This is a genomic window from uncultured Roseibium sp. (assembly GCF_947499295.1).
Taxonomy (GTDB): domain Bacteria; phylum Pseudomonadota; class Alphaproteobacteria; order Rhizobiales; family Stappiaceae; genus Roseibium.
Genome location: NZ_CANMNP010000014.1, coordinates 113,024 through 128,181 on the forward strand (window position 1 = coordinate 113,024; position 15,158 = coordinate 128,181).

A 15,158-nucleotide genomic window follows, 5' to 3' on the forward strand; every position below is an offset into this window, starting at 1 on the left:
GTAAAAAGCTTCCCGCGAATTCTTAAATTAAAGATCGACTTTTCATTCGACCGACTAAAACTCAATCCCCGAAACCCAAGCATGGCACCCACAGTCCCCAAAAAACACGCATCTGTCGTCACGCCCGAAACCGGAACGACACGTTAAATCCGCTGGCCTGAGCATGTCAGACCAGCGGATGTGTTTGCTTAGCTGGCAGGCTTGTCGATAGGTGCGAAGCTGCCGTCTTTCTGGATCGTTGTCAGGAACACATCATCCATGCCCTGGTTGTCATCGGCGCCGAATGTGAGCGTTACACCGCCCATGTCGAATGCACCTGTGGACCAGAAAGCATCAAGGAAACCTTCACGGGTGACGTCTTTGCCGGCTTTCTCAAGACCCATGACAGCCAAACGACCGACAATGTAGCCTTCAAGCGAAACAAAACCCGGCTCGGCGGAGGCATCCTTTGCCTTCAGAGCAGCCTGGTACTCTTTCACCAGCGGCACTGTCACATCCCACGGGAACGGAACAACCTGGGAAATGATGACACCTTCACCGGCATCGCCCAGCTCTGCGGAAAGAGCCTTGGAACCCACGAACGAAATATTGACGAATTCAGCGTCGAGCTTGACTTTCTTGGCCAGCTTGATGAATTCGGCAATCGGCTTGTACGCGCCGACCATGACAACCGCCTGCGGCTTGGCCTTGCGGATCTCCAGAAGCGCAGATTTCACGGCTGTCGTGTTGCGCTGGTATGTGCCCTCGGCAACAAGTTCCAGGCCACGCTTTTCCAGCGCTGCCTGCACGCCGGCAAGACCAACACGGCCAAAACCATCGTCCTGATAGAGGATCGCGATCTTGTCGAGGCCAAGCGCACCATTGAGATGCTCGATCCAGGCTTCTGTTTCAGCGCCGTAGGTAGCGCGCACATTTACAATGTTGCCATGCGCCGGATCACGCAGGAAGCCAGCTCCGGTGAACGGACCCACAAACGGAACCTTGGCAGCTGTGGCAATCGGCTGTGTCGCCTTGGAAGTTGGTGTACCGACCGGACCGATCAGGCTGAACACCTTGTTGTCGTTGATCAGCTTGTCGACAGCTGCAATCGAACGATCCGGCTCATAGCCGTCATCCATGCTGACAAGCTCAATCATACGGCCATGAACACCACCGGCTGCATTTGCCTCGGCAAAAGCGGCTTCGATGCCAAGTTTCATTCCGGTACCCAGCGCACCGGCCGGTCCTTCAAGAGCGGCCGCCTGGCCGAACAGAATTTTGGCGTCACTGACACCGTCTTCCGCATTCGCGGAACCAAATGCAAACATACAAGTTGCAGCCATAGCCGCAGCAAAAGACTTCCTGGATTTCGACAACATGTGTTACCCCCTAGAGTAAATAGCGTATTGCGACGCTAATTCCTTAGTCTAAGGCAAAATTCTTAAGTGACCGTTTCGCTGTTTTATGTTTTTATTGTCATAAATACCCATGAAGCAATTTTAAGTTCACGCAGTAGAGCTAATAGAATATTTGGAATGTACTGGGCGCTATAATATAAGTTGCTAAATTTAATCGAGACAGCTCGAAGGACCCGTTTCGCATGTACCGTTGTGAGCGGACCTTAAAGCGCTGAAACAGTGGCCACAACCTTCTAGCTATCTGCCGGCTAGTATCGTCCATTTCCTTAAAATCCAGCACTTCAGCTCAGGTGCAAACTCCGATCTGAGAACAAATCTCTACCCTCCGCCACTCTCCCGGTGCATAAACCCACCTCGGAGGACTTCTGCACATGCATATCTTGATAATCGGCGCTGCCGGCATGATCGGCCGGAAACTTGTGGCCCGGTTCGCAGCTGAGCCGGGTTGTTTTGGTTTTTAGGTCGATCGGCTGACGCTTGCCGATGTCGTTGAGCCTTTGGCACCTGAAACGCTGAAAGATCTCACAACCACAAGAACGCTCAGTCTGGCAGATCCGGGTGCAGCCGAAAGCCTGATCTCCGGCCGGGAGGGAACAGAAAGACCGGATGTGATCATTCACCTCGCGGCCATCGTCTCCGGAGAGGCTGAAGCTGAATTCGAAAAAGGATACAGGATCAACCTGGACGGCAGCCGCTTTCTTTTTGAGGCGATCCGCAAGGAAGGTCTGCGTCGGCCCTATTGCCCGAGACTGGTTTTCGCATCGTCACTCGCCGTATTCGGTGAACCTTTCCCGGAAAAAATCGACGACGAATTTCATCTGACACCACTCACCAGTTACGGCACACAAAAGGCGATTACCGAACTTCTGGTTTCCGACTATACGCGCAAAGGGATTTTTGACGGTATTGGACTGCGGCTGCCAACCATATGTGTGCGCCCCGGCAAACCGAACAAAGCCGCCTCCGGCTTTTTCTCCAATATTATCCGCGAGCCACTGGCAGGTCAGGAGGCCGTCTTGCCCGTTGAGGACAGCGTTCGGCATTGGTTCGCAAGCCCGCGCGCCGCCGTCGATTTTTTTGTGCACGCCGTTCGCCTTGATACCGAGACAGTTGGCCTTCACCGTAACTTGACTATGCCTGGTCTCTCCGCTCGTGTTGGCGACCAGATCGACGCCTTGAGGCGTGTGGCTGGCGACAAGGCCGTAAAGCTTATCCGCCGGGAGCCCGACGCGGGGATCGCAAGCATTGTCTCCGGGTGGCCACGGGACTTTGTGCCAAAACGCGCACTTGAATTGGGATTTAAGGCCGAGATGCGCTTTGACGAAATCATTCACATCCACATTGAAGACGAATTGGAAGGCAAGTTGACATGAACGCTAACAGGTTTGATGCAGATGGCCGGATCGCGCTCGTCACCGGTGGTGGCAGTGGTGTCGGCAAGGCGGTGGCGCGTGGCCTGGCATCTGCCGGATGGCGGGTTGTCGTTGCCGGACGCCGTATGGGCGTCCTGGAAGAAACAGCAGCTGCGTTGACTTCAGAAACCAGTGGCGACGTAACGCCCCTGTCCGCCGACATTGGTGACCCGTCGGCAGTAAAGGCCCTGTTTGAAGCGATCCGCACACGGTTTGGCCGCCTTGACCTTCTCGTCAACAATGCTGGAATTTCAAATTCTGCGGTCCCGCTTGAGGACATCTCCTTTGAGGAATGGAACAATGTGGTCAGTGCCAATTTGACCGGCGCGTTCCTGTGTACGCAGGAAGCTTTCCGATTGATGAAGGCGCAGGAACCTCAAGGAGGGCGAATTATTAACAATGGATCGATTTCGGCGTCGACACCGCGCCCGTTCTCCGCGCCCTACACGGCAACCAAACACGCCATCACCGGACTGACCAAATCGTCCGCCTTGGACGGGCGTCCGTTCGACATTGCATGCGGTCAGATAGATATCGGCAACGCGGCCAGCGAGATGACCTCAAAAATGGGTGGCGGCGTGCCTCAGGCCAACGGCGAGATTGCCCCGGAACCGACAATCAATCCTCAACATATTGCGGATGCCGTTGTCTATATGGCCGGACTGCCGCTCGATGCGAATGTGCTGAGCCTGACTGTCATGGCAACAAAGATGCCATTTGTCGGACGCGGCTGAGCACGCTCAAGCACCAGGTTGGAGATACCGATGCGCGCAATCACATACGACCGGTTCGGTTCTGCTGAAGACGTTTTGTGCCTGGAGACCTTGCCGGACCCGGCACCTTCGGTTGGCGAGGTACTGGTCCGGGTGCACATTTCCGGCGTTAATCCGTCTGACGTGAAAGCCCGGGCCGGATCGCGTCCAGGCGTCACCAAACCGCCATTTGCCAAAATAATTCCGCATAGCGACGGCGCTGGTATCATTGAAGCGGTTGGTGAAGGCGTCGACCCATCAAGGGTGGGTGAGCGTGTCTGGATATGGAACGGCCAATGGCAGCGAGCATTCGGCACTGCGGCAGAATTGATTTCGCTGCCTGAAGAGCAGGCAGTCACGTTACCCGACAACATTTCCTTTGAAGTTGGTGCAGCACTCGGCATTCCGGGCCTCACGGCGGTTCAGGCAGTGCTTGGCGGTGGGCCGGTCTCGGACCGAACTGTACTTGTCAGCGGTGGCGCAGGAACGGTGGGGCATCTGGCAATCCAGGTTGCCGCTGCGTCCGGGGCCCGGGTTCTTGCAACGGCAAGAGGTGAGGACGATCTGGCCGCGGCCCGGCAAGCAGGTGCAGAGCATGTGTTCGACTACGGCGATGCAAGGCTTGCAGACCAGATCTTGGAAGCAACAGGCGGCGCTCCGGTGGATCGCATTGTCGAAGTGGAATTCGGCCAGAATGCTGAAACAAACACCCGTATCATCGCTGAACGCGGCACTATTGCCGCCTATGGGTCAGCAAAGGACATGACCCCGGCCTTGCCGTTTTATCCGTTGATGTTCAAAGCCGTGACGCTCGACCTCCTGCTGATTTACATCCTGTCAAAGAGACAGCGGGAGACGGCAACACAACAAATGACCAGTCTGCTTGAGCGGGGCGCTCTCAAATTCCGGACTTCTGAAACACTGGACCTTTCCGACTGTGCCAAAGCCCATGATATGGTCGCGTCAGGGCAGCGTTCCGGATCCGTGTTGCTGAAGATCTGAGGACCATCGGCATCAGGCATGCTCGCCTTTTGGCCGACTGGAAGTCCTGCGCCGGGAACGGCATGATCGGAAGCGTCTATTGAAACAAGGTCGGATCGATGAAAGAGATTGTTATCGTAAGCGCAGCCCGAACGGCGGTCGGGAGTTTTGGCGGCTCGCTCAAGGACACGCCGCCGATCGACCTTGCCACCAAGGTTGCCGAAGCTGCCATTGAGCGTGCCGGGATTGAAGCGGGATCCGTGGACCAGGCATTTCTTGGCAACGTGATCCACACAGAGCCCCGCGACATGTATATCGCCAGGGTTGCGTCCCGTCAGGCAGGTGTGCCGGATCATGCACCCGCGCTGACCATGAATCGCCTCTGCGGCAGCGGTCTCCAGTCCATTGTCTCTTCTGTGCAAGCCATCACCCTCGGTGATGGTGACGTCACACTCGCAGGTGGCGCAGAGAGCATGAGCCGGGCCGGGTATTCGTTGTCGGGCGCACGTTTTGGCCAACGCATGGGAGACGCCCAGATCGTCGACATGATGACCGGTGCCCTGCACGATCCGTTCGGCATAGGTCACATGGGTGTAACGGCAGAAAATGTTGCCGAGAAATATGGCATAGATCGTGCTCGCCAGGATGCATTTGCTCTTGAAAGCCACCGCAGAGCCAGTGAAGCCATTAAGGAAGGCCGGTTCAAGGATCAGATCGTTCCGCTCAGCGTCGGACGACGCGGCCGGGAAACGGTGTTCGACACCGATGAACACGTTCGTCACGACGCCAAGCCGGAGGACATGGCCAAGCTTCGCCCGGTGTTCAAGAAAGATGGCTTGGTCACGGCTGGAAACGCATCAGGCCTCAATGACGGCGCTGCCGCGCTTATCTTGATGTCTGCGGAAAAAGCCAGGGAGCGTGGTGTGGTTCCACTTGTACGCATTCGCTCGTATGGCGTTGCAGGTGTCGATCCGGCCATCATGGGTATCGGCCCGGTACCAGCGATGCAGATTGCCATGACGCGGGCCGGCGTCGGCCCGGACGATCTTGCAGTCGTTGAATCAAATGAGGCGTTTGCAGCACAAGCATGTGCCGTCAACGATCAGCTGGGGCTGCCGTCGGAAAAGGTGAATCCGAACGGAGGCGCTGTCGCGCTCGGTCATCCAATCGGTGCAACGGGCGCGATCATCATGACCAAGTTGATCTATGAATTGCGTCGGCGCGAGGAAAGCCTTGGAGCCGCCACCATGTGCATTGGGGGGGGGGCAGGGAATTGCGGTGATCGTGGAAAATCTGATGTAGGCTGATCTGCCTTCATCTTTTCACACTCTAACATTCGGCGGCAGCGACCGGACTTGCCGCCGAACAACCGCGAGCTCAACAAGTCAGTAGTCGCCGAGCTTCATTTCGCTCGAGTAGGTCTCACCTTCAACGTCCTTGGTGACCGCCTGACCGCAGATGGTGGCACCGCGCGTCGCGTCATAGGTGAGCGACGGGGACCCTTGGAGTTCCCAACCCTTGTTCAAAGCCTGGGTAACCCGGTGACAGAACTCGCTGTCGTCGACGCCGGTGATGAACCGATACAGTTTCATGGAAATTCTCTTCGATCATGTGCAACTGATTGCTTTCCCCGCATGTAGCCCGCCGGAAGGTCATCGTCCACCCGGTACATGCGGAGAAGTAATTTTTATCAGAAGCTTGACTGGATCCTATTCGAGACAATACCGGCTGGTAAACTCAGGCCGTCGCACCCCTGTGCCGGATGGCGCAGCCAAGGCTGCCGGCCAGAACACCGACCAGAACTGCGACCGCAAGGTCGAAATAACCAATTTCAGAAGCATGGAAACCGGCGAAAACAACTGTTTCAAAAACACCGACAAGCCCGCCCATCGCTGCGGCAACCAGCCAGTTCCGTGTCATCATCCCAAGCGCAAGGCCCAGGATACCGGGCAGGCTGAGTATGTTGCCCCCAATGGTTCCGAGTAGATCGAGAATGCCAAGCATACTTAAGCCTTTTCTTTCTCTGAGCAGTTGAGAGCGCCAAACGTTGGCGTTGGCGCTCAAAGCGTTTTACTTGGACAGTTTGCCGACATAGGACTGGATCGCCGCGACATCGTCAGTCTTTGGAGACAACGGCGCATTTTCAGCCTGAATCTCATCGACGATGCGCTTGTATTCCTCCAGATGTCCCGGTGGCAGTGCGTGTGCAATGCCCTGGTGACAGTCGATGCAGGTCATATTCTCATCGATGGCCCGCTGGTGTTCGGCTGCCGCCCGGTTTTCCTGGATTGTGAAGTCCATATATTCAAACGAATGGCAATTGCGGCACTCCCGGCTGTCGGAAGCTTTCATTTTCCGCCAGACCTGCGAGGCCATTTCAAGCCGATGAGCTTCGTACTTTTCCGGCGTGCTGATTGTGCCCATGATCTCGTGATAGACGTCTTTCACGGCAATGATCTTGGCCTTGACCTTGTGCTGCCATTCGTGCGGAACGTGGCAATCCGAACAGATCGCACGTACACCGGAATGATTGTTGTAGTGGATGGTTTCGCGATATTCGCCAAGATTGGTTTCCATCGTGTGGCAGGAAACACAGAACTCCTCAGTGTTTGTCAGCTCCATGCTCCAGTTGAATGCACCCCAGAACAGGACCCCGCCGAGAAACCCGGCTATGACGATGAACCCAACGCTGAAGGCCGAAACCGGGCTCCAGAATCCGTTCCATAGCCTGCCAATCAGGCCACGCTTCGGTTTGTCGTTCGGATCTTTCATGATCTCTTGTCTCCCGTTCCCTTGTCAGCGCGACGTGTTGGATGATTGAAAGTCATTGCCGACAAGCTCAGGCGCATTGGCCTGCGGAACGTGGCACTGGTTGCAGAACCAGCGTGTTCCGGCAACGGTATCCAGCTGGTTGCCTTCCCGATCGAGATAGTGGGTCATGGACAAGGTTGGGGCTCCGCGCTCACCGGCAACCGTCCAGTCGTGACAGCTGAGGCACTGGTTGGTGCGCTTGTCCATCTGGTACTGGGAGATGGAATGCGGGATCAAAGGTGGCTGCTGGCGATAGTTGCGCGGCATGCGCCCTTCGATCTGTTTGTGAACGCCGTCGACGGCCCGGGTATCTTCCAACTCGGCACCCCGCAAACTCTGGACACTGCCAGACGACTGGGCGATCGCGAAGCCAGCCAGGACTGTCGTGATCGCGATGGCGGAAATTCCCAAAAGGACCGGCATTTTCATGTCTATTCTCCGATGCTCCGTTCAAGCGGCCTGTTCAGTTGCCGCATCCACCGCCGTGGAGACGGTTTTTTTGGCTCGATTGTCATAGCGGTGGGTAAAGGCGAAAACGTCGACCGAACAGACGTCAATGCAGCGTCCGCAATTGGTACAATCCGGTGACAAAATCAGGGGCGTTTCTCCGTCCTTGCCCTTCAGGGCCGGGGAAATCACATGGTTCTCGGGGCAGACTGCATAGCAATCCATGCAGTCATCGCAATCAACACGGTTCACGGCGCTGACACGCAAGACGCTCTTTGTTCCAACGAGGCTGTAGAATGCGCCGACAGGGCAGATATGGCTGCACCAGCCGCGCCGAGACACCACGAGGTCAAAGAGGAAAATTGCAACGACAAGCGCCCAGACGAACCCCATCCCGAATATCAGCCCGCGATGCAGCATGGTGATGGGGTTGATCAGCTCCCAGGCGACCGTGCCGGTTATCGCACTGACCAAAAGCACGGTTCCAAGGATCCAGAAGCGGGTCATGCGCTTTGGCTGCCAGCCTTTCTGCAAGCCGAGACGCTCATGCAGCCAATGGGCAGCATCGGTTATCGGATTGATCGGACAGACCCAGGAACAATAGACCCTGCCGCCGATCACAGCGTAGACTGCCAGAACAATGACGGCCCCGATGAGAGCGGTCACTTCAGGCAAATGCCCGGCTACAATGCTCTGTGCCAGAACAAGCGGATCAGTCAACGGCAACACTTCGAAGGTGCGGGATCCGGCAAGCGTGCCAACAACCCACCAAATGCCGAACCAAGGCCCAAGCAGAAAGAGCAACAGAAAAAATGCCTGTGACAGGCGTCGCAACAACAGGAAACGATGGGCGTTGATCCAGCCTTTGTGCTGAATGGCTTCCAGGCCGACAGGCAGTCTGGTCTTGGCACTCATTGACCGCCTCCCGGAAGTTTGAAGGCCGGTTCGAATGCGGGCACTTCAGAACCAACACCGGGCATTTCCGGCATTCTGTCTGGCAGATCGATAATGCCTTCAACAACGGGCGCACCTTTGCGCTCTTTCTCTTCCCAGCCCTTGAGATAATGCTCGGCAGAAGAGCCGCGAGCCAGGCGTGTTGGCAGAACCTTGATAGCGGCATCCGGCAGGACGCAGCTCCTTTCGCAAACGCCGCACCCCGTGCAATGGTCGGCATGCACGGTCGGCGAGAATATCGCGTGATGACCTGAACGGGTGTTGTGGGAAGGCTCCAGTGTGATCGCTTCGTCAATCACCGGGCAGACGCGATAACAGACATCGCAACGAAGCCCCAGAAAGTTGAGACAGTTCTCCTGATCGACAAGCACGGCCGTTCCCATGCGCGCGTCGTCGATGTTTTTCAGACCAGGATCAAGGGCTCCGGTCGGACACGCTTCGACACACGGAATGTCGTCGCACATTTCGCAAGGAACTGTCCGTGCGGTGAAATAAGGCGTGCCTGTGGCCGGTCCATCTTCACCGAGTTCAGCAAGCTTCAACGTGTCATAAGGGCAGTCGCGAACACACAGACCACAGCGGATACAGGCCGACAGAAAATCAGATTCAGGCAGGGCTCCAGGTGGCCGAAGCGCTTCAGCCGGCAAGGCACGCGCATCGCGCGCCAGATAGGCAAGCAGTGTGCCCGCCACCGCGCACCCGCCCGCCATCCGCGCCGTATCCATGAGGAAACGGCGTCGGTCGACAGATCTCGGTTTTCCGGTGGCGGACATTGCTAGCTACCTTGGCTTCGGTCAGGCGCGCTCGACTTTGCAAGCGCACTTCTTGAAGTCGGTTTCCTTGGACAATGGGCAGGTTGCGTCGAGTGTCAGCTTGTTGATGAGCTGTCCCTCGTCGAACCAGGGCACAAACACCAGGCCTTTCGGCGGCTTGTTCCGGCCTCGCGTTTCCACCCGGCTGAGCATCTCGCCCCGGCGCGTGGAGATCAGGATTTCCTGGCCGCGGCGCAGATCACGTGCCCTTGCATCATCAGGATGCATGTAGACGACTGCTGAAGGATAAGCCCTGTGAAGTTCCGGCACGCGGCGGGTCATCGACCCTGAATGCCAGTGCTCGAGCACACGGCCCGTACACAGCCAGAGATCGAACTCTTCGTCCGGGCTCTCGGCAGCTTCTTCATAAGGCGCGAAGATGATATTCGCCCTGCCGTCAGGTTTGCCGTAGAACTCGACACCTTTGCCTTCTGTCACGTAAGGGTCGTACCCCTCGCGGAAGCGGTAAAGTGTCTCCTTGCCGTCAACGACCGGCCAACGCAAACCGCGTGCCTGGTGATAAACGTCGAACGGTGCCAGATCGTGCGCATGACCCCGGCCAAACTCGGCATATTCTTCAAACAGGCCCTTCTGAACGTAGAAACCGAAATCCTTGGACTCGTCGTTCTCGAAACCTTCAGCCGTTTCGGACAATGGGAACTTGTTCACCACGCCGTTGGCAAACAGCACTTCGTAAAGTGTCTTGCCAGCCAGTTCGGGTTTCTTGGCGACCAGCTCCTCACCCCAGGCTTCCTCAACTGTGAAGCGCTTGGAGAACTCGATGATCTGCCAGACATCCGACTTGGCTTCGCCTGGAGGGCTGACCTGTTGACGCCAGAATTGCGTGCGGCGCTCGGCGTTGCCGTAGGCACCTTCCTTTTCCACCCACATGGCCGTGGGCAGGATGAGGTCGGCAGCCAGGGCCGTGACAGTCGGATAGGGATCTGAAACGACAATGAAGTTTTCGGGGTTTCTGTAACCCGGAAGCCCTTCCTCATTCATGTTGGGTGCCGCCTGCATGTTGTTGGTGCACTGGACCCAATAGGCGTTGAGATCGCCGTCCTTCAGCTTGCGATGCTGCAGAACAGCGTGGAAGCCGGGCTTCGGCGGAATGGTTCCGGCGGGAATGTTCCAGGCGGTTTCACAAATTTCGCGGTGCTTGTCGTTGGCCACAACCATGTCGGCAGGCAGCCGGTGCGCGAAAGTACCAACCTCACGCGCCGTACCGCAGGCCGAGGGCTGCCCGGTCAGCGAGAAGGGTGAGTTGCCCGGCTCTGAAATCTTGCCCGTCAGAAGGTGGACATTGTACATCAGGCCGTTGACCCAGGACCCTCTGGTGTGCTGGTTGAAGCCCATTGTCCAGAGGGACATGACCTTCCGGTTCGGATCGGCATATTGTTGTGCCATGCGCTCCAGCTGCTCAGCCGGAACTCCGGACAACTCCGACACTTTGTCGACTGTATATTCGGCAACGGACGCGGCATACTCATCGAAACTCATGTCCGAAAGCTTGCCGGAATTTGGATTGGCAGCTTCCTGCTGAAGCGGATTGCTGTCGCGCAATCCATACCCGATATCCGTATCGGTCTTTTTGATGTTGACGTGCGCGTTGACGAAGTCCCAGTTCACCGCGTCGTTCTGGATGATGTAGTTGGCGATGTAGTTCAGGATCGCCAGGTCTGTCTGCGGCGCGAACACCATGCCGTTGTCGGCCAGCTCGAAAGAGCGGTGCTCGAATGTCGACAGGACGTGGACTTCGCAGTCCGGCTTGGTAAGACGCGTATCGGTCAGACGCGACCACAAGATCGGGTGCATCTCGGCCATGTTCGAGCCCCAAAGCACGAACGTGTCGGCGTGCTCTAGGTCGTCATAGCAGCCCATCGGCTCATCGATGCCGAAGGCGCGAATAAATCCGACCACCGCGGACGCCATGCAGTGACGGGCATTTGGGTCGATATTGTTGGATCTAAGGCCTGCTTTCATGAACTTGGCGGCGGCATAGCCTTCCCAGACTGTCCACTGACCGGATCCGAACATACCGACGGAGGTCGGTCCCTTCTTGGCCAGCGCCTCTTTCCATTTTTCCGCCATGATGTCGAAAGCCTGGTCCCAGCTCACCGGCTCGAAGTCGCCATTCTTGTCAAAAACACCGTTCTTCATGCGCAGGAGCGGCGTTGTCAGTCGATCCTTGCCGTACATGATCTTCGACAGGAAATAGCCCTTGATGCAGTTGAGCCCGCGGTTCACAGGCGCATCCGGGTCGCCCTGAGTTGCAACAACCCGGCCTTCCTTTGTGCCCACCAGAACGGAACAACCGGTGCCACAGAAACGGCAAGCGGCCTTGTCCCAGCGGATATCCGGGGAACGGGGCTGCGCCACGACAGATCCGGCGGTAAGCGGAATGCCTGCGGCGGCGGCAGTGCTCGCCGCTGCAGTCGCTTTCAGGAACGTGCGGCGGGATTCCGAGATAGTCATATCAGGTCTCCGGCATTAGGGAGTGGCGCAAGCATCCGGCTGCGACAGGTCCTCGAAGTGGTGGTAGTTGAGCGTGACGGACATCACGCCAGGAATTTGGTGCATGGCCATGATTTGGTCGGAAGCAATGGAGGTCTCGGTGTCTTCAACAACGACCACAAGGCGGCCATTGTCGCTGGCAGCATGAACTTCCGTACCGGGCATCGCCTCGATGCTGGCGCGAGCGGCGTCAACCGCTCCCACGGTCACATGGACCAGGCAGCCGCAGATATTCATGTTTTCTCCCTCGCGCTCAAATCTTGAGCTCTCTTGAATTGGACAGCTTGTGCCGGGCAAGAGTGTGCGCATTCGCCGCACCCAGTGCATTGATTGAGATCAATGACCGGCTCGGCCATGCCGCCAACCGCAAGCTTGAATCGTATGGCTCTCGGCTCACAGACATCTTCGCAGGTACGGCACATAACGCCTTGCAAAGAAAAGCAGTTTTCCTGAATTTCCGCGCGCCAGATCCAGCTTTCAACCTGCCCGGCGACCAGAGCACCAGACGTGCATGCCTCTGCGCAACTATCGCAAAACGTGCATGCACCTAAAGCAAAATCCACGACTGGAAGGCGGTCTTCACCGACGCGAATGATTTTCTCGGGACAGGCCGATACGCAGTCGCCGCACTCTGTACAAAGCCTGGCGAAATCGGAAACCGACCCGGGCGGACGCATGACATTGGCGTCGGCCGCGCGGAATCGCCCCTTTAAAAAATTTCTTCGGCTGGGAGAGGGAGTCGTCAAATTGCCTATCCTTCAGGAATCGGTGGGTTTTCTGATCCTCAAAGGCCTCATTTCGTTTCTGTCGGTCCGGTTTGTTCAGGCAGCACTGACTGTGCCTCAAACATGCTGAAAACACCGGTTTTCATCCGGTTGCTCATTCAACTTGAGGATTACGGTATTGAAAAGCCGGGCTGACTGCCTTGCTAAAAGTCAAGTCGTGCAAATTAATTTTGCAACCGCTGCCCAAAAAATAAGCATCGCAAGCAGTGACCAGCTCACAATGAATGCCTGCAAGGTTAAAATACCAGAGCTCGCCTGCGAACATCGCTTCGGCGACGTAAAATCAAGCGCTTTTACGGTCCCACGCGCTTTTCAGGAGGCTCAAAAGCCTCTGCATCTGATGCTTTTGGCAGCTTTCGTGACTATCAGGTGCGAGCAGCAATACTATCTGCGATGGTGATCACCCTTTTGCCCATTTCGGCATGCAGGCGTTCAACCATCTTGCCGTCGACCTGGATTGCCCCCTTGTCAGCGTTTTCCGGTTTCTCGAACTCTGCATTGATCTTTCGGGCCCAGGCAATTTCGTCCTCGGACGGGCTAAAGGCCTTGTGGCAGGAAGCGATCTGTTTGGGATGGATCAGAGTTTTGCCGTCCATTCCCATGTCGGCTCCTTGCGCACACTCTTCGGCAAATCCTGCTTCATCCTGGAACGCATTGAAGACACCATCCAGAATATCGATGCCACCGGCGCGGGCGGCAGCAACGCAGGTCATCAGCCAGGGCATCATGGCAGCCCGCCCTGGCAGAAGCCGGGCACGCGTTTCCTTTGCCAGATCGTTGGTTCCCATCACAAAGCAGGACAGTCGAACCTGAGCGTCCCTGCCACAGGCGCCAATGGCGCCCGCATTCAACATGGCTTCCGGGGTTTCCATCATTGCCCATAGTTTCAAGTCAGCCGAACCGCCAAGCGCCGAAATCTTGTGAGCGACCCTTTGAAGATCGGCCGGGCTGTTCACCTTTGGCACGAGTACGGCATCCGGATTTGCCTTGACTGCCGCTTCCAGGTCCGCTTCTCCCCAGGGGGTATCAACGCCGTTGACCCTGATGACAACCTCCCTGGATCCATAGCCGCCTGCTGAGACAGCTTCCACGATCTGAGATCGCGCCAGCTCCTTGGCGTCCGGCGCCACCGCATCTTCCAGATCAAGAAGCAGGCAATCCACGTCAAGAGACGTCGCCTTTTCAAGAGCTCTCGCGTTTGACCCCGGCATATAGAGTGCGGAGCGACGGGGACGGAACGGTGCGGTCATCGGTTGGTCTCGACATTCAAATGGGAACGGAATTCCGGTTAATCTAGAGGATCGATTTCTCAATTGAAATCAGCCGAAGGGGGAAGACCAGTCCGGAAAAGTCACGTGGCCTTACCATCGCGATTGCGTTTCTTGAACAGCATGTCCTTTGCCGCGATCACCGCGCCAAGTGTGATCGCGACACAGGCGATGGCAACCGAAAACGTCAAGGCTCCAAAACCAAAAGCGATCAACAGAAGCGTCGAAAGCAATGGGGCGGAATAAGCGGCAGCACCCAACACCTGGATGTCCCCATGCTTGACACCGACATCCCAAGTGAAGAACGCCAAGCCCACCGGCAAGAGTGCAAGTGCTGCAACCGATGCCCATTCCAGGGAACCTTCCGGCCACACAGTTTCCTCAAGAGCGATATGACAAGCGGCCGACAGAAGCGCTGTCATCAGGCAGAACCCGGCAACAGCTTCCGTCGGCACTTTCCCCAGCCGTCGTGACAAGACGGAATAGCTTGACCAGAAAAGGGACGAAGCAACCGCCGCGCCATACCCGAGGGCCGACCCGCCCGAAAAATTCAATCCCTCGCCGCCTGTGATCAGAAGGACGGCTCCCGCAAGACCCAGAAGCGTGCCGACAACATGGTGAAAACGCAGATGCTCCCCGGGCAGGAAGGCAGAAAACACCACGATCAGCAAGGGCCAGGTATAGTTTATAAGATTGGCTTCAACCGGCGGCGCGTTGCGAATGGCGGTAAAATAAAAGAAGTGAAAGCCGAACAGCCCGATGGTCCCAAAGGCCCAGACTTTCAACGGCTGGCGCAGCTTTTCCAACTTGCCGGACACCGCAAGCCAGACAAATGCCAGGGTTCCCGAGATGCCAAAACAAAGGGCATTGAGCAAAAAGGGAGGCACATTGCCGGATCCTGCGCCGAACAAGCCCAGCGTCGCCCACATGAGGACTGCACTCAGTCCAATGAACGTTGCTTTCAGGCGTTTGCTTTCGGTCATCTGTCTTGCCCATGCCAAATCGAGGCCGCGGTGATGACATGA

Annotated in this window: 15 protein-coding genes and 1 pseudogene; 4 read left to right on the forward strand and 12 right to left on the reverse strand. The window is 56.8% G+C overall.

Going from position 1 to position 15,158, the window contains the following annotated elements; translation table 11 throughout:
- Window positions 1-188 precede the first annotated feature (188 nt).
- Complete coding sequence (locus tag Q0835_RS20310; RefSeq protein ID WP_298963959.1) at window positions 189-1,307, reverse strand: ABC transporter substrate-binding protein; 1,119 nt, start codon at window positions 1,305-1,307, stop codon at window positions 189-191.
- A gap of 461 nt (window positions 1,308-1,768) precedes the next feature.
- Between Q0835_RS20310 and denD the strand changes: the two are divergent.
- From denD to bktB, 4 genes and pseudogenes are all read left to right on the forward strand, one after another.
- Window positions 1,769-2,770 (forward strand): annotated as a pseudogene (gene denD, locus Q0835_RS20315) (D-erythronate dehydrogenase).
- Entirely contained in the window at window positions 2,767-3,543 is a 777-nt protein-coding gene (locus Q0835_RS20320) for an SDR family oxidoreductase (protein ID WP_298963960.1), read from the forward strand. The pseudogene denD and the gene Q0835_RS20320 overlap by 4 nt, the downstream one beginning before the upstream one ends.
- 30 nt (window positions 3,544-3,573) lie before the next feature.
- On the forward strand, window positions 3,574-4,563 hold the full coding sequence (locus tag Q0835_RS20325) for an NADPH:quinone reductase (RefSeq protein ID WP_298963961.1): 990 nt from the start codon (window positions 3,574-3,576) through the stop codon (window positions 4,561-4,563).
- A gap of 98 nt (window positions 4,564-4,661) precedes the next feature.
- Window positions 4,662-5,849, forward strand: a complete 1,188-nt coding sequence (bktB, locus tag Q0835_RS20330) for a beta-ketothiolase BktB (protein WP_298963963.1) — start codon at window positions 4,662-4,664, stop codon at window positions 5,847-5,849.
- 78 nt (window positions 5,850-5,927) lie between these two features.
- Here the strand turns inward: bktB and Q0835_RS20335 are convergent, their stop codons facing one another.
- The 11 genes from Q0835_RS20335 to Q0835_RS20380 all read right to left on the reverse strand — a co-directional run bounded on the left by Q0835_RS20335 (window position 5,928) and on the right by Q0835_RS20380 (window position 15,116).
- Window positions 5,928-6,134, reverse strand: coding sequence for a DUF1737 domain-containing protein (locus Q0835_RS20335; RefSeq protein WP_298963964.1), 207 nt, complete (start codon window positions 6,132-6,134; stop codon window positions 5,928-5,930).
- Between the two features lie 145 nt (window positions 6,135-6,279).
- Window positions 6,280-6,546: a hypothetical protein gene (locus tag Q0835_RS20340; protein ID WP_298963965.1), complete on the reverse strand. Its 267-nt coding sequence runs from the start codon at window positions 6,544-6,546 to the stop codon at window positions 6,280-6,282.
- 66 nt (window positions 6,547-6,612) lie between these two features.
- Window positions 6,613-7,314: a NapC/NirT family cytochrome c gene (locus Q0835_RS20345; RefSeq protein ID WP_298816894.1), complete on the reverse strand. Its 702-nt coding sequence runs from the start codon at window positions 7,312-7,314 to the stop codon at window positions 6,613-6,615.
- A 24-nt stretch (window positions 7,315-7,338) separates the two neighbouring features.
- On the reverse strand, window positions 7,339-7,782 hold the full coding sequence (locus tag Q0835_RS20350) for a nitrate reductase cytochrome c-type subunit (RefSeq protein WP_298816892.1): 444 nt from the start codon (window positions 7,780-7,782) through the stop codon (window positions 7,339-7,341).
- A 21-nt stretch (window positions 7,783-7,803) separates the two neighbouring features.
- Window positions 7,804-8,715 (reverse strand): quinol dehydrogenase ferredoxin subunit NapH, encoded by a 912-nt coding sequence (gene napH, locus Q0835_RS20355; protein WP_298963966.1) that lies wholly within the window; start codon window positions 8,713-8,715, stop codon window positions 7,804-7,806.
- On the reverse strand, window positions 8,712-9,527 hold the full coding sequence (napG, locus tag Q0835_RS20360) for a ferredoxin-type protein NapG (protein WP_298963967.1): 816 nt from the start codon (window positions 9,525-9,527) through the stop codon (window positions 8,712-8,714). The genes napH and napG overlap by 4 nt, the downstream gene beginning before the upstream one ends.
- Window positions 9,528-9,548: 21 nt before the next feature.
- On the reverse strand, window positions 9,549-12,041 hold the full coding sequence (gene napA / locus Q0835_RS20365; protein WP_298963968.1) for a nitrate reductase catalytic subunit NapA: 2,493 nt from the start codon (window positions 12,039-12,041) through the stop codon (window positions 9,549-9,551).
- Window positions 12,042-12,056: 15 nt separating this feature from the next.
- Complete coding sequence (locus Q0835_RS20370) at window positions 12,057-12,317, reverse strand: chaperone NapD (protein ID WP_298816884.1); 261 nt, start codon at window positions 12,315-12,317, stop codon at window positions 12,057-12,059.
- Entirely contained in the window at window positions 12,314-12,826 is a 513-nt protein-coding gene (gene napF, locus Q0835_RS30385) for a ferredoxin-type protein NapF (protein WP_366142382.1), read from the reverse strand. Before napF ends, Q0835_RS20370 begins: the two co-directional genes overlap by 4 nt.
- Window positions 12,827-13,230: 404 nt before the next feature.
- Complete coding sequence (locus Q0835_RS20375) at window positions 13,231-14,115, reverse strand: CoA ester lyase (RefSeq protein WP_298963969.1); 885 nt, start codon at window positions 14,113-14,115, stop codon at window positions 13,231-13,233.
- Between the two features lie 101 nt (window positions 14,116-14,216).
- Window positions 14,217-15,116 (reverse strand): EamA family transporter, encoded by a 900-nt coding sequence (locus tag Q0835_RS20380; RefSeq protein ID WP_298963970.1) that lies wholly within the window; start codon window positions 15,114-15,116, stop codon window positions 14,217-14,219.
- Window positions 15,117-15,158 lie beyond the last annotated feature (42 nt).